At 59.9% G+C, this 14,904-nt stretch carries 9 protein-coding genes and 2 pseudogenes; 1 reads left to right on the top strand and 10 read right to left on the bottom strand.

Translation table 11 applies throughout. From position 1 onward, the window contains the following. Positions 1-287: 287 nt before the first annotated feature. Together B0G77_RS44790 and B0G77_RS32620 are read right to left on the bottom strand one after the other, a co-directional pair. Positions 288-410, bottom strand: a pseudogene (locus tag B0G77_RS44790) (potassium transporter TrkA); the annotation flags it as partial. Positions 411-813: 403 nt separating this feature from the next. Continuing rightward, a complete protein-coding gene (locus tag B0G77_RS32620) occupies positions 814-1,425 on the bottom strand; it encodes a hypothetical protein (protein ID WP_243751307.1) in 612 nt (203 codons plus the stop codon). 836 nt (positions 1,426-2,261) lie between these two features. On the opposite strand from B0G77_RS32620, the gene B0G77_RS32625 reads away from it, so the two are divergent. Continuing rightward, positions 2,262-3,053 (top strand): hydroxyacylglutathione hydrolase, encoded by a 792-nt coding sequence (locus B0G77_RS32625; protein ID WP_133665977.1) that lies wholly within the window; start codon positions 2,262-2,264, stop codon positions 3,051-3,053. A 537-nt stretch (positions 3,054-3,590) separates the two neighbouring features. On the opposite strand, the gene B0G77_RS32630 is transcribed toward B0G77_RS32625, so the two are convergent. The 8 genes and pseudogenes from B0G77_RS32630 to B0G77_RS32665 all read right to left on the bottom strand — a co-directional run bounded on the left by B0G77_RS32630 (position 3,591) and on the right by B0G77_RS32665 (position 14,716). Beyond that, on the bottom strand, positions 3,591-3,845 hold the full coding sequence (locus B0G77_RS32630) for a hypothetical protein (protein ID WP_133665978.1): 255 nt from the start codon (positions 3,843-3,845) through the stop codon (positions 3,591-3,593). Between the two features lie 387 nt (positions 3,846-4,232). Further along, positions 4,233-5,107 (bottom strand): annotated as a pseudogene (locus tag B0G77_RS32635) (lipid A biosynthesis lauroyl acyltransferase). A 683-nt stretch (positions 5,108-5,790) separates the two neighbouring features. Further along, positions 5,791-6,531, bottom strand: a complete 741-nt coding sequence (locus B0G77_RS32640; RefSeq protein ID WP_133666972.1) for an SDR family oxidoreductase — start codon at positions 6,529-6,531, stop codon at positions 5,791-5,793. Positions 6,532-6,661: 130 nt separating this feature from the next. Next, complete coding sequence (locus B0G77_RS32645) at positions 6,662-7,507, bottom strand: isocitrate lyase/phosphoenolpyruvate mutase family protein (RefSeq protein WP_243751308.1); 846 nt, start codon at positions 7,505-7,507, stop codon at positions 6,662-6,664. After that, positions 7,504-8,679 (bottom strand): MFS transporter, encoded by a 1,176-nt coding sequence (locus B0G77_RS32650; protein WP_133665979.1) that lies wholly within the window; start codon positions 8,677-8,679, stop codon positions 7,504-7,506. The genes B0G77_RS32645 and B0G77_RS32650 overlap by 4 nt, the downstream gene beginning before the upstream one ends. A 126-nt stretch (positions 8,680-8,805) precedes the next feature. Continuing rightward, positions 8,806-10,284: an efflux transporter outer membrane subunit gene (locus tag B0G77_RS32655; RefSeq protein ID WP_133665980.1), complete on the bottom strand. Its 1,479-nt coding sequence runs from the start codon at positions 10,282-10,284 to the stop codon at positions 8,806-8,808. Further along, positions 10,281-13,469, bottom strand: coding sequence for an efflux RND transporter permease subunit (locus tag B0G77_RS32660; RefSeq protein ID WP_133665981.1), 3,189 nt, complete (start codon positions 13,467-13,469; stop codon positions 10,281-10,283). The genes B0G77_RS32655 and B0G77_RS32660 overlap by 4 nt, the downstream gene beginning before the upstream one ends. Further along, positions 13,466-14,716 (bottom strand): efflux RND transporter periplasmic adaptor subunit, encoded by a 1,251-nt coding sequence (locus B0G77_RS32665; protein ID WP_133665982.1) that lies wholly within the window; start codon positions 14,714-14,716, stop codon positions 13,466-13,468. The genes B0G77_RS32660 and B0G77_RS32665 overlap by 4 nt, the downstream gene beginning before the upstream one ends. Between the last annotated feature and the right edge of the window lie 188 nt (positions 14,717-14,904).

Raw genomic sequence — 14,904 nt, forward strand, 5'->3', positions numbered from 1 at the left:
TCGGCGTCGGTGTAGGCTCACAAGATCCCGAGATGCCTGCATCCTGATCTCCCAAACTAAGCCCGGACAAGGAGGAAGTAAAGGTCATTTTTTGGGAACCGCCTTGAAACCCGCGATCGCAACGAGCTGAGCAATGCCGTTGCCCATGGTCCCAGCACCGATAATCTCAACTGAGGCGCAACTCTATTGAGATGGCTAATTCAATGTCACAAAAGGTTCGAATGTCCTACGTACGCCTCATCAAGCTGTCCGCCGCGCTGCCGGCTTACCGGTGAAAACTACCGCCGTCACTCGCCGGACCGGCCAGGCATACGCGTCGACTGAATGACGCTCAGCATGTCGCCCTGGTCAATCGTGCAAGGTGGGTCTTCATAAAACGACAGCACCTTTTTGCCGCGCACCAATCCGAGGAAGAATGTCGATATAGCAGAGCTGATAAGGGCTTTCGGGGAATTGAGGAAGCCCGGCGAGACGCTCGATGAGACAGACTTGACGTCTCGCCTAGAAAGATCGAGAAGGAATACGCTGCGTTGCAAACCCACGATTATTACGGCGCGCACTTCCGACCGACTCGAAGGAGCGAATGACCGTTGTACCTGGGAAGCTGCCGATTAAGTGGCGCCTGGTCCACCGTCCGTTGAGGGTCGAACACGGACGGTCTTGCCTGAAAACTCTCGGGGCCGGGTACACCGCCGCGCGACGCGATATTCACTGTAAGACTGTTTGCGCTGACCCTGACGATACGACCGGAGGCAGATTCCGACCTTTGGGGAAGGTTCCCTATCAGGCCTCGTTCGCCGTCTGCTTGACCGTTCACCGCGCCCCCGCAGACTGGTCGGCCCATTTTGCGTCGACCACGTCGAGCATTCCGATATCCGGCACGCCGCCCAGCAATGACAGCGAATGCTTGGCAAGCTCCCGAGGAACATGACCCGTCAAGTGCGCAAACCGACCGCCGTTGTCGGGGAAGACGTCAAAGATGCCGAAGTGACTGTCGTCAAGGCGGATGGCAAACCAGGCAACGGTCTTGGGTTCCTGCTCCACGAGTGCTTGCGCGTCGCGAAGGAACTGCGCGACCTGCGACTCATGGCCCGCCTTTGCCTTGAACGTGAGGAGCAGCGCCTTCGTGACCGGCTCGCCCGATGATGTTGCAGGCAACTTGTCGGCCAGGACCTCGAGCTCCTGAATCGGCGGCGCCCCGGCAAACACGCTGCCGCCGGCATCCAACAGCGCTTGTATAACTGGCCCCGCCAGATGCGCCTCGCGGCCGGCATCGTCTGGGAACACCTCGAAGATGCCGTACTCCGATCGCCCGAATCTGATCGCGAACCACGCGGTCGTTGCGGCTTCCGCCCGACCCATCGCGAGAGCCGAGCGCAGGACGTCTTCCGCCCTGGCGTCGTCGTAGCCGGCCTTGACTTCCAACCTGACAAGCAGACCTTTAGTGCCCATGAGACACCTCCATCCGTGATCGACCGACCGTGAGCGCGTTGAGCGTGCAGTCCTTCGACGCTAACAAGCCAGCAGCGCCGCGCAGCGTCCCAGAGGACACCTTCGGTCCTGCGATCGTCGCCGGCGGCATCGGGCGAGACATCTCGCCCGGGGGATCCTGCGCGCGTGCAATGCACCTCAACTGACACGATAGTGGATTTCGCCTTGCCGTTCCAGGCGGGATCGCTGGAACCGGCTTGCCCTTGTGACTCTGGCAGCTGCAGCTACACGAGCTCGCTGGCGACACGTCGGCAAGTCAGGAGCCGGAGCCTGCCGACGTCCGGTGTTGACCGGACCCGATTCCAGGCCGGCGGCGGTGGCGACTCCAGTTTGCTACGCCGGCCCGCTGAACTGAAACCGGTGCAAGGCGGCAGTAGGCATGCTGAACGTATTTGGGCGAGGTGTCGGAGTGATCCGCCACTTTTGGGGCGCGGAACTCCTCTTCGCACCGACCGATTCCGGGCAGGATTATCGCCACGTCGGTACCATCGAACCGCTCTGGAACCTGTTTGACCTGCGCCCCCGGTCCAGGGATTCGTCTGCAGTATGAGCCGTCTGGGGCCCGGTGACCCGCGGAAATGTGGTCTGACGAGGCTCCGACTGTCTTGGCTAGAGCAATCCCAACAGGCGTTGGACGACCGCTGCTACCATAGCCGAAGATCGAAGCCTACGGGTTGCCCCCGCGGCGATCCGGTTCCCCGGGCTTCGGGTCGGTAACATGGCTTGCTACCTATGCCTGTTCGTCGGCAGCAAGCCCTCGGGAGCACACGATGATCGTCGAGCGTATCTGGACTGGCAATGCCTACCGCAACTTCAACTACCTGGTTGCATGTCCGGAAACCGGCGAAGCACTTGCTATCGACCCGCTGGATCATGAAAAGTGCCTCGCCGCCGCGAAGGCCAAGGGGTGGCAGATCACGCAGATCCTCAACACCCACGAGCACCGGGACCACACCGGCGGCAACGAAGCGATGGTCGCGGCCACGGGCGCCAGACTGCTTGCTCATTTCAGGGCCGGCGCTCGCATCGCGGGGGTGGACCGCGGCGTCAAGGCCGGAGACATCATCAAGGTCGGGAAGCGGGTCGAACTTGAATGCATGGACACGCCGGGCCACACCATGTGCCACATCTGCCTGCGATCACATACCGACCAGCCGGCGCTGTTTTCCGGCGACACCCTTTTCAATGCGGGCGCCGGCAATTGCCACAACGGCGGCGATCCGGGCGAGCTGTATGCCACGTTTGTGGGCCAGCTCGCCAAACTGCCGGACGACACGGAGATCTACCCCGGGCATGACTACATCGAGAACAATCTGAGGTTCACGTTGTCGCTCGAGCCGGAAAACGCCGCTGCCCGGGCCCTGCTTCCCCGCGTGGCCGGTCATGACCCGAAGACCTCGATCGTCACCACGCTCAAGGATGAAGAGCAATTCAACACCTTCTTCCGGCTCACAAGCGCAAGCGTGATCGCCAGGTTGCGGGAAAGCTTCCCGGATCTCCCGGAAGAACCCGATCCCAGGACGGTGTTTCTCAAGCTTCGCGAGTTGCGCAACAGGTGGTGATGCAGCAGGGCGCGGAGCGTTGCCGCTCACCGCATCGGGCCATCTCTGTGTATACGGCATCATCGAAGGCAGAGGGGGGCTGAACCTCCGGGTTCAACCTCGCCAAAGCAGTCCCTGGCGGAAGCCGGCCCTGGCCAGCAAGACGCTCCAACGAGCGTTCGCTTTCGACTGGAGCGAAGGACGCCTCTTTCGGATCGAAGGCGGGTATTGGCGAAGGGCTGCATGCGGCCATTTGTTGCCGATCGCCCGTCCCACAAAACCGTCATTCGAACGGCTGATCCACTCCGAGACGTGCCACCTTCAGTCGGGCTTGGCAGTTAAGCACCCTACAGTCTATTTATACCGGTGTGAATAGGATTACTCGTCCGCGCAATCCTTCACCTCTTCGGTTTTCGCATCAACAACATCGGCGCGGCGAAGGTATAAACCGCCAACAATGTCGCACCTAGGATTGGCGTGTACCACTACAGTCCAACAAAGGGTCCGCCGAGAGCAAACACCCAAACCGCGAACCCAATGGTAGACGCGATGAGCGGCTTATTCAGCAACCCCTGCAAGGTGCTCGATCTCGTCCTCGATACGTCCGCGCGCCTCCGCTGCTGCATCGGTTGCAGTTTTTGCGTTCAGCGGGAAAACGAGCCCGTTGCCTTTGAACTCGTGAGCGAAATGCACCCACGACTCGTAAGCAAAAACGCCAGAATCCCGCTGAACAATGTTGAGCACCACGTCGTAGGTTCGCTGCCGACCCTGCTGACGGGTGTACTGAAATTTGTACGTTTCAGAATGAAGCATGGCGAGCTCCCTTTCAACGGAGAAGCTCTAGTATGAAGGAACGTCCTATCCTTTTCAGTGGCGTCCAGATGTCCGAAATACCCAGGAAGCGGCCGTACACGTGGCGCCGGCTTCTATGTCCGTAGTGGCTCGCGTGCTGCCGATCGCTGCCATATGAAGGTCGGGGTGCAAGCACATGCTGATTGCATAAGACAGTGATCGGCCAACTGCTGACGTTCGTTTTAGCACTCAGGTGGCCATTTAAGCGGCCGCTCCGCCCAGGCAACGGACCTTCGTGCGCGGACCATGTCCGTTGCGTCGTGGGCCGGCCGGCCGTTCGCGTCGGTTTCGTTTGCGGGTTTCGATAGCTTGCCGGCAACGTAAAAACGAGCTGGGCCCATTGCACGATCAATATACCGCAGGCATGCCCGGTGGACGATGTTTGAAGCGTCGATGCACCCAGTAATACTGGGCTGGGAATTTCAGTATCTGGGTCTCGAGAAACGCATTCATGCAACGCGCATCATTCGTGTCGCTTCCCGAAGGGAAATCGCTGAGCGGCGCAAAGACGGGTCAACCGATACCCTTTGAAATCCGGCAGTACTTCCGTGACGAACGGCACAACGCGCGCGCCCCATTCTCGCAAGTCGCGAAACAGAAGTCAGAGTGCACGCAGGGACGCTGAAAAAAGGCACAAAAACAGAGTTTTCGATGCCATGGTCCATGTCCGCAGCAAGCATGACCGGTTTGCCCTCGTGAAGGAGTCTCACGATCTTTCTGGCGCTTGTCGAACGGTCGATCATCTCTGCGCCGAATCGGCCGCGCTGCCGTTTGGCGAGGGTGCAAAGACGCGTGTTCGACATGTGCGTGTACAAGGAAGCGGCAGGCATCTTCAGCGAGTAAAGTATGCACCCGATCTCGATGCCCACGAAATGAAACCCCATAAAGATGGTAGGCGGAGCATTCCTGTCTTCGAGATCAATCGCGCTTTCGATCTGGACGAGATTTCTTATCCTTTGCGCGCTGCCGAACCATTGAACGCCTCGTTCGAGATAGCTGCGGATGACATGCCGGAAGTGTTCCCTCGCAAGCTCATCGTACTCACGTACCGACTTTTCCGGAAAGCAGAGGCGCAGGTTGACAAGGACGATATGTTTGCGGCGGCTGGGAAGCGTATACAGGGCCGCGCCGAGCGCGCTGCCAAGCCTCGCGACCAATGGGTACGGAAGTATTGAGAGCGCGCGAAGTAAACCTACGACGAGCAAATGACCGAGTTGATCCAAGACCAGCTCCTGTGTGGCGGGTGGCTGTGCCACATGCAAAACTTCTGTCAACACCCCACTTTGCGACGACTTCAGGCGTGCTCATGCCGTACTCGGCAAACTTGACTTCGCTTTCGAAATGGACAACGACCGTACCGCCGATGACGCGGTACCGGCACTCGATAGGGCGAGCCATTCAGCTCGATTTCAATTTCTGTCGTTGTTTAATAGTTTGAGCCCATCAATACTGCCCACGTTTGCCGCAAATGGAGCAAGTTACCGAACAAGGCGACGAACGTCAACGCACGGGAAGAGCGAGACTTATCAAGATTTGGAGCAAGCACCGGTTATCGGGCCCGCGGCGCGGACGACCGTTCGCCCCTCAAAGCCGCCAGTAGGCTAGGGTCGACGCCGACGGCCGAAGTGGGTCGTTCACGGAAGTTCGACACGGCAAGAAGGAGAGCGAGTCGACGATAGGCGATGATCTTCCGCGACGGGCCAAAAGGTGCCGCTCAAGACTCGCCCGCGAACGACGGCTTCTTCGCGTTTAGCAAACCTCAGCGCGATGCAGCGGTCGCGACAATGCGTAGCGAAAGACCGTATGCGACCGTCAGGCCGGGCCTCGTGCGCCCGCGCGGCATGCGCTTTCGAGTACGAAGCCCTGCTTGCGCGCATGCTGCCCACGCCGACGCCTGTGTTGACCCTTAAGCGTTGGCGCCACCGTCGACGGTGAGCGTGGTGCCGGTGACGTAACTGGCGTTGGCGCTCGCGAGGAAGACCACTGCTTGCGCAATGTCTTCGCCTTTACCGTAGTCGCCTGTGGCCGTCAGTGATTTCAGCGTCGACGCGAACGGGCCTTCGACCGGGTTCATATCTGTATTGATGGAGCCAGGCTGGACAAGATTTGCCGTAATTCCTTGTGGGCCGAGTTCTCTTGCCAGGCCCTGGGTGAACGCAACGAGAGCGGACTTGGAGCCAGCATAGATGCCGAGCATCGAGGCCGGGACGCGGTCGGCAAAGTAACTACCGATCGAAATAATTCGCCCTCCCGTCCTCAGGTGGGGGATTGCGGCTTTTGCGGCCAGGATCGGTGCACGCACATTGACGTTAAGCGTCGCGTCGATGTCTACGATGGAAATATCCTTTACATCGCCCATTCGAAGAATGCCGGCGTTGTTCACCAGGATATCGAGCCCACCCAATGCTTCGACGGTCTTCTGTACGGACGCCTGAACGGCCGATGCATTTGCGCTATCCGCCTGGATTGCGATACTGCGCCGGCCTTCCGCTTCGATCGCATTCACAACGCTGGCGGCCTGCTCTGTCGACTTTTGATATGTGATCGCCACATCTGCGCCGGCGGCGGCTAAAGCCTTCGCGATTGCAGCCCCGATACCTCGACTCGCCCCGGTGACCAGAGCGCGTTTGCCTTTAAGTATCATCAAAAACTCCATTGTGTGTTGAGTAATGAAAAGTAGTATGAGCGGACATCAGCATGTACCCGTGAATGCATGTATCGACCAGCACATAGACGGATAGACGGGAGCGATCGAAGTTTCGGGATACGTCTGCCGCTCACGGATTCGTCACTCTGGCGAAAAGATCCTGGATCTCGGAATACGGCAAGGGATTGTTATCGGGCGCTTCAGAACGACCATCCTCCAGAAAGTCTTGTGCGAGGGCCTTCGCTTTGCCGAGCACGATTTGCGAGATGCCGCTACCCGCACTTAACCGCCGCACTCCCAGCTTTCCGAGGGTCGCTGCGTCGGCGAGCCTTGGCACGGCCATGACGTTAAGAGGCAGTCGGGTTGCGCCGACAATCGTCTCAATATCGGATGACTGCACGAGGGCCGGAAGGAAAAGACCGTCCGCACCGGCTGAGGCATACAGATTGCCGCGACTAATCGACTCTTCCGGCTGCTTCGATTTTTCAGCGAGGCCTGTAAGAAAGACGTCGGAGCGTGCGTTGACGAAGAGATCCGAACCCGACTTCACAAGGGCGTCCTTGATCGCCTCGATCTTCAAGGCGAGAAGCGATGCCGGGTCTGAGCCGTCTTCGATATTGATGCCGGCGATGCCGAGATCCGCCAGTCGCATGACATGGTCCGCAACGGTCTTCGGATTGTCGGAATAGCCATTCTCGATATCAACCGACAAGGGCACGTTCAGCACGCGGACGATACGCCGAACTGAAGCGATAACCTCATCGAAAGGGAGTATGCGGCCGTCTGGATATCCCAATGCCCACGCAAAGCCGGCGCTTGTCGTGGCGATTGCGGGTGCACCCAACGCCTCAACGAGACGTGCACTACCGGCATCCCAGACATTCGGTAAGCGGAGCGGGATCGAATTGTCGTGCAACTGACGGAATGTGCTTGCATTAGACATTGCGTTTTTCCTTGTATAGGGATTGAAACTCAAGCCGCTACGGCGCCTTTTGCTGTTTTTGCAAACGACGCGATGCGGCGCGTCGCGAGCCCGGAGACAAGGATCGCCATGACCACGGGAATACTGGAGAGGTACCCCAGGTTATGGCTGCCGATGACCGGGATCACAGCAGCACCGAGAGCCCCAGCAATGGACACACCTACATAAGTCGCTGAAGTGTTGAGACCGACCAGCACAGCCGTCATCGGCGGATTCAGGCTCGCGAGACGGAACTGTTGTGGCACCAGCACACCCCATGCACAGGCGCCCCAGATCGTCACCGCGATCGCTGCACTCCAAAGATGTGCGCCGGTGATCGGCATCGTGAGGATGACGACTGCAACGATAGAGAGTTTGATCAGAACGACTTTGTGCGAACGGATCTTGTCGAGGATCCGTCCTGTCAGCAGATTCGAGAAGGTTCCTGCCAGTCCCCATAGCACAAGCAATCCACCCAGCACAGGGGCGCTGTGGCCGATCGCACGATCGAACACAACGGAGAAGTAGCTGAAGATGATGAATGTGCCGATCTGTGCAAGCACCGTCGTCGTGAGCGTGAGTCCGACGCGGGAATCGGTAAGAGGAGACAGACGCTCCTTGAGCGAGATGGCCGGCGGCAACGGCACGTCAGGCAGGAATGCCAGGATACCGGCGAACGCGGCTGCACCGAGTGCAGCAACGAGAACCAGCGTCCAGTGCCAGCTTGCGAGCCCGCCGATCACGGCACCGATGGGCGAGCCCAGCGCGGTAGCGGTCGTCAATCCCGCCACGATGATGGACAACGCGTACCCGCGACGCTCCGCCGGCACCAGTGACGCACCTGTTCCGCTGGCAGTCGGCGAGAACATGGCTGCGCCAAGACCTGCGAAAGCTCGCGTGGCCAGCGCGATGCCGAGATTCGGCGCCACGATGGTGCCGAGATTGGCGATGACGAACAATCCGATGCCGCTGAGCAGCAGACGCTTTCGTGGAACGTTCGCAGCAAGCGCTGCGATGGTCGGACCGAGCAGGGCATAGCTCAGTGCATACACACTGATCAACTGGCCAGCAGCGCCGATGCTCACGCCAAACGAGTGTGCGATTTCAGGAAGGATGCCCGCGAAGACGAAGCTGTCGGTGCCCAGCGCGAACATACCGAGTGAGAGTGTTAGAAGGCGGCGATCCATGTCGGCTTCTCCAGAAAGATTGCGAATTAAGTCTCGTGACGAAACTATAGGGAAGCCGACTGCATCGCACTACGGGCCAAATGCAGGAAGCTGTTCCCCATAAACCGGTTAAGTCGTGCGTCGGAGTCAGTTCGTCTGTGCGACCTGTTGATGCGGAGCGTCCCATCCTCCGCCCAGCGAACGGAACGTTCTCACCGCAGCGCGGGCAGCGTCTGCCTTCGTTGCATCGAGATCGTCGCGTGACTCGAGAAGTTGCCGGTCGGCGTCGAGCACATCAGTGAGCGCGATCGAACCCGCGCGATACGCTTTCTCTGAAAGGTCGCGCGCCTTCGTCAATGCGTCGACTTCCTGCTGAATTTCCTGCGCACGAATCTCCGTTTGCGAAAGCGTCATCAAGGCGTCTTCGACGTCTTCGGTCGCTTTGAGAGCAGCCTCCCGATACTGCGCCAATGCCTCCGCGTACGACCCGCGCGCATTCTTGACCTCGGCGTCTACCTTGCCGAAATCGAACAGACGCCACTGCAGCGCACCTGTCCCGGCTGGCTGGAACGACTTCGCGCTCAGGAAGTGACTGGCTGAGATGCTGTCGAATCCCAGTGCGCCAGCGAGCGAAATCTTCGGGTAGTAATCGGCAAGTGCCACGCCGATCGCTTCGTTGGAAGCCGCCAGGTGGCGTTCGGCAGCAATGATGTCAGGGCGGCGCCGCAGGACATCGACGGGCTGATCCGCGCTGCCGACGGCAGGCACGTCCGGAATGACACCCGCATTCGTGCCGAGTTCTGCCGCATAGGTCCCCGGCTGTGCGCCCATCAGCACATCGAGCCGGTTTAACTGCGCTTCGAGCGACACGCGCAAGCTCGGAAGGGTGGCACGTGCCTGACGCAACAAGGCTTCAGCCTGCGCCACCTCGCGTTCGTCGGATGCACCGGCCTGTTTGCGCGCTTTCACGAGCTCCAGCAGACGCGCATCGGTATCCACCTGATCCTGGGTGACGGCCAGTTCCGCCTGCAGCCCTCTGATTTGCAGGTATGCGTCGGCAGCGTCGGCAGCGACCGTCACGCGCGTGCCGAGTTGAGCGGCCTCGGCGGCCTGCTCTTCATCGGTGGCTGCCGCGTGTGCGCGCCGCAGACCACCGGCCAGATCGATTTCCCAGCTTGCCGTCGCACCAGCGACATACTCCTTCTGGTCGCGGCTGTAATTGGGAAACGCGCTCGCGATCGTGCCAAGAGGACTCTGCACGCTCTGGTGTGCTGCCGTGTACGACGCATTGGCATCGACCGTCGGAAGCAGGCGGGCGCCAGCCGCCTGAGCCGCCGCACGCGACTGGGCGACACGTGCAATCGCAGCCTGGAGATTCAGGTTCTGATCGAGCGCCCGTTGCACCACCTTGACCAGTTCGAGGTCGTTGAATCCTGTCCACCAGCTCTCGAGCTTCGGGGCCGGCAACGTCGTTTGCCGGTCAGCGACGACCTTCGCGTTGTGAAACGGCGCCATCTGCGTGTCGGGCGCAACATAATCCGGCCCGACGGCGCAGGCCGCAAGCAAGGCGCTGACGATCAGACTACCTACGATCGCTTTCGAAGTTCTGGATACGAAGCCGTTCATTTCACTTCTCCACTACCGAGTTGCCGCACGGCAAGCGCGCCCTTGACGCCGAGCTTGCGAACGAAGGCGTAAAACGCCGGGGTGAATGCGAGCCCGAAGAGCGTCACGCCGAGCATCCCGAAGAACACCGTCGTGCCGAGTGATTGCCGCATTTCCGAGCCGGCGCCGCTAGCAATGGCGAGGGGTGCCACACCCGCGATAAAGGCGAATGACGTCATCAGGATGGGCCGCAGCCGCACGTGTGCCGCATGGGTGGCGGCGTCCTCCGCATCGACGCCGTCTTCCTCCTGGCGCTGTCTTGCGAACTCGACGATGAGAATCGCGTTCTTGGCGGCCAGTCCAACGAGCACCACAAAGCCAATCTGCGCAAGAATGTCGATCGGCATGCCTCGCATGTTCAGACCGATCGCCGCTGCGAGCAGACACATCGGCACGATCAGCACGATCGCGAGAGGCGTCTTCCAGCTTTCATACTGCGCGGCGAGCACGAGGAACACGAACAGTGCCGAAGCGGCGAAGATCACGAGCGGAGACATGGTCTGCTCTTTTTGCTGATGAGCGAGATCAGTCCATTCGTACGTGATGCCATTCGGAAGCACCTGGGCTGCGAGCTGTTCCATGTGTTGAATGGCATCGCCAGACGAGTATCCAGGGCCCGCTGCACCCATGATTTCCGCTGCGGGATACATGTTGTAGCGCGGCACGCGATACGGCTGGGTCGTGTTTCTGAACGTCGCCACACTGCTGATCGGCACCATGTCACCCGTCGAATTGCGCACCCTGAGCCGTCCGATGTCTTCCGGTGTCCGCCGGAATGCTTCATCGCCCTGAACACGCACCTGATACGTACGCCCCATGAAGTTGAAGTCATTCACGTACTGCGAGCCAAGGTAGAGGTCCATCGTGGAAAACACATCCGTTGGCGTGAGACCAATCTTTTCTGCCTTGAGGCGGTCGATGTCCGCATAGACAGATGGCGCGCCCGCGTTGTAAAGCGTGAATACGCCACCGAACACCTTGTCCTTGTTCGCTGCAGCCACGAGTGCACGCGCCGCGTCGGCGAGTGCCTGCGGCCCGAGTCCGCCGCGGTCTTCCAGCATCAGCTTGAAGCCACCCGCCGCGCCCAGGCCCTGCACGGGCGGCGGATTGATCACGACGACCACCGCGTCCTTGACACCCGCGACCCGCTTACGCAGTTCGACCAGCATCGACGCCGCATTGACGCCGGGGACATGTTTGCCGTACAGCGAAGGCAGCCCGTAGAAAAGTGTTCCCACGTTGGGCGCAATCGTGCCCGTCGTAACGTCGAGGCCCGACACAGGTGACGTGTGAGTCACGCCTTTGAGCCCAGGCGTATCGAGCACGATGTCGTTGATCTCGCGAATCACCTTGTCGGTGCGCTCGAGACTGGATCCCGGAGGAAGGAACGCGATCACAGCCTGATAGCCGATGTCCTGATCCGGAATAAAACCGGTGGGCATTTTCGACATCTGCAAGGCAGTCGCACCAATCAGACCGGCATAGACGATCAGCATGACAGTCGTCGCGCGTACGGCGCGGCCCGTCATCTTTCCGTAGCGGGACGACAACCATTCAAACGACGAGTTGAACCGACCGAAAATCGCATGATGGACGCGGCCCAGCGCGGTCGTTCCGCCGTGAGACTTCTCCATCTCGTGCGGCTTGAGAAGCACCGCGCACAGAGCCGGGCTCAGCGTTAGCGAAACGAAGCATGAGATGACGGTCGACGCGGCGATCGTGATCGCGAACTGCTTGAAGAACAGCCCGGAGATGCCGGACATCAACGCAGTGGGCCCGAACACCGCACACAACGTGAGCGCGATGGCAATAATGGCCGTCGAAACTTCGTTCATCGTTCGATGAGCGGCCTCTTTCGGCGACATGCCGAGCGCCATGTTCCGTTCGACATTCTCGACAACCACGATTGCATCGTCCACGACAATCCCGACGGCCAGAACCAGTCCGAACAGGGAAAGGTTATTGATCGACGCGCCGAACAGCGAAAGGACGGTGAAGGTTCCGACCAGCGACACGGGAATCGCAACGACCGGGATGATCGTGGCACGCCAGTTCTGCAGGAACAGATACACGACACCGACCACCAACAGAATGGCGATGCCGATGGTTACGGCTACCTCATGAATCGACTGGGAAACAAACGTAGTCGGGTCGTAGATCTTGATGTAGTCGACGCCGGGCGGGAAGCTCTTCTTCAGTTCAGCCATTTTGGCCCACACGTCATGCTCGACCTGTACCACGTTCGCATCGGGCGTGGCAATGACGAACCACGGCGTGGCCGCGTACCGGTCGGCATAAGCTTTGGAGCCGTAGTCCACCGAACCGAGCTCGACACGACCGATATCGCGAATGCGTGTTACGCGTCCCTGTGTATCGGATTTGACCACGACGTCGCCAAACTGTTCGGACGTGGTGAGGCGGCCAAGCGCGTCGATATTGATCTGGTAGGCACCCGTCCCATTGTTCGACACAGGCGGCTGATTGAGCACACCTGCCGACACGGCGGCGTTCTGCGCACGAAGCGCGGCGAGTATTTCGCTGGCGCTGATGTTGTACGAGGCGGCCTTGTCGGGATCGATCCAGATGCGCATTGCGTATTGCCGCTCGCCGAACAGCTGAAAGTCCGACACGCCCGGCAAACGCGCGATCTGATCGCGCACCTTCAGCATGTAGTTCGACAGGTATTCGGGACTGCGGGAACCGTCGGGCGAATAGACATGAACGCCGAGCAGCAGCGCCTGAATGGTCTTTTTCACCTGGACGCCCTGCAGTTGCACTTCGGCGGGCAGGCGCGACAGCGTGTCTTCCACGCGGCTCCGCGTGAGCAGAAGCGCTGTGTTCGGGTCCGTCCCGACCTTGAAGATCACAGTGATCGTCAACTGACCGTTGCTGGTCGATTGGCTCGAAATGTAATCCATGTTCTCGACGCCATTGACGGACTGCTCGAGCGGCGTTGCGACCGTGCGCGCAATGGTATCCGCCGACGCACCCGGATACGAAGTCGTGATCTGAATGGTCGTGGGAACGATGTTCGGATACTGGGCCACCGGCAGCTTCATCATGGTTGCGAGGCCGATGAGCACAACGAATATGTTGAGCACCGCTGCAAAGCGCGGGTGCTCGATAAAGAAGTGAGTCAGTTTCATGATTTTGCTCCTTCGTCGCCGTGCTCTGCCGAGAACTGGATCGTTCCGGCGTGCGGAGAAATCTTCGAGCCGGGACGCACAGCCGGAATACCGTCGATCACGATGCGGTCGGTCAGGGCGAGTCCAGATCGAATGACTCGCAGGCCGCCGCGAAGGTCGCCAACCTCGACCTTTCTCGGGGTGGCCACGTTGTCTTCTCCCACGACGTACACCATGTGGTCGGTTTGATCCTGGAGTACGGCGGCATCGGGGACGAGCAATGCCGGTTGCGGTGCGGTCGTTGCCAGCCGCAGGCGTGCGAAGCCGCCGGGTGTCAACGACAGGTCGCTATTGGGAATCGTTGCGCGCGCATGGATGGTTCCGCTCGAACGGTCGAGCGTGTTGTCGATAAAGTTGAGCGTGCCTGTGCGCTCATAGTTACTGTCGCCTGTCGGTGAAATAGTCACTGCGTCTGCCAACGGTCCTTTCTGGTTTTCACGAGAGTGCTGGAAAGCGGCATAGTCGTTTTCGCTGATGTCGAAATCCAGATAGATCGGGTCCAGCGAAACGATGGTCGCGAGCAGCGTCGTGGGGCCGCTGCCGGCGCGGCTGCCGGATACCAGATTGCCTGTCGACACGAGGTGTGTTCCGATGCGCCCGGTAAACGGTGCTGTGATCTTGCACCGATCCAGGTCGAACCTGGCATCGCGAACCAGAGCATTGGCATTGTCGACAGCCGCTTGAGCCGCGCGTTGTTCAGCGACTTTCTGGTCGACGTTCTCGACCGTTCCCGCCTCCGAACGCTGCAGTTCCTGCGCGCGGGCAAGCTCTCGCGTGGCGAGAGCCAGCCGGGCATGCGCGGATTCGAGTCCAGCCGTCGCTTGGCTCAACTTGATCTGATAGGGTTCCGGATCGATCTCGAAGAGCACGTCGCCTTTATGCACGATGTCGCCGTCCTTGAAGTTGATCTGCGTGAGCGTGCCGCCGACCTGAGCACGCAATTCGACACGATTCACGGCCGAGAACTGGCCGAGGAACCCGAGCCGGCCCTCGATATCGCGCTGCAACGGCGCGCTGATGGCAACCGACGGAGGCGGCGGCGCGGCAACGGGCGCTGCACTCGACCAGTGCCTGTGAGTGATCGTCGCCGCCACGGCGACGATCACAGCGGCTGCAACACCTTTACCGACCCATCGAACGGAGCCGGACGTCGCCGGGTTTGCTGGAGTAGCGACTCCCACCTCGGCCTGATCAATACGGTTATTCATGGCATTCCTAAGTATGTTGACAGGCTGTACGACATAGAGTCATGTCCCAGCTCGCCCGTTAGATGATCAATCTTTGCTTTCTTGTATGAAGAAAGCGGGTCAGTCCAGAACCAGGCCGCTATCCCGGGAGGCTTCTCCGTGAACGACTGCCGGCTAAGTTTCGTGACGCAACTATAGGCAACACCGCT

It is taken from the genome of Paraburkholderia sp. BL10I2N1 (assembly GCF_004361815.1).
GTDB lineage: Bacteria > Pseudomonadota > Gammaproteobacteria > Burkholderiales > Burkholderiaceae > Paraburkholderia.

Excerpts from the sequence above, each read along its gene's own strand:
- B0G77_RS32655 (WP_133665980.1), bottom strand. The coding sequence starts at position 10,284 with ATGAACGGCTTCGTATCCAGAACTTCGAAAGCGATCGTAGGTAGTCTG.
- B0G77_RS32660 (WP_133665981.1), bottom strand. The coding sequence starts at position 13,469 with ATGAAACTGACTCACTTCTTTATCGAGCACCCGCGCTTTGCAGCGGTG.
- B0G77_RS32650 (WP_133665979.1), bottom strand. The coding sequence starts at position 8,679 with ATGGATCGCCGCCTTCTAACACTCTCACTCGGTATGTTCGCGCTGGGC.
- B0G77_RS32630 (WP_133665978.1), bottom strand. The coding sequence starts at position 3,845 with ATGCTTCATTCTGAAACGTACAAATTTCAGTACACCCGTCAGCAGGGT.
- B0G77_RS32665 (WP_133665982.1), bottom strand. The coding sequence starts at position 14,716 with ATGAATAACCGTATTGATCAGGCCGAGGTGGGAGTCGCTACTCCAGCA.
- B0G77_RS32625 (WP_133665977.1), top strand. The coding sequence starts at position 2,262 with ATGATCGTCGAGCGTATCTGGACTGGCAATGCCTACCGCAACTTCAAC.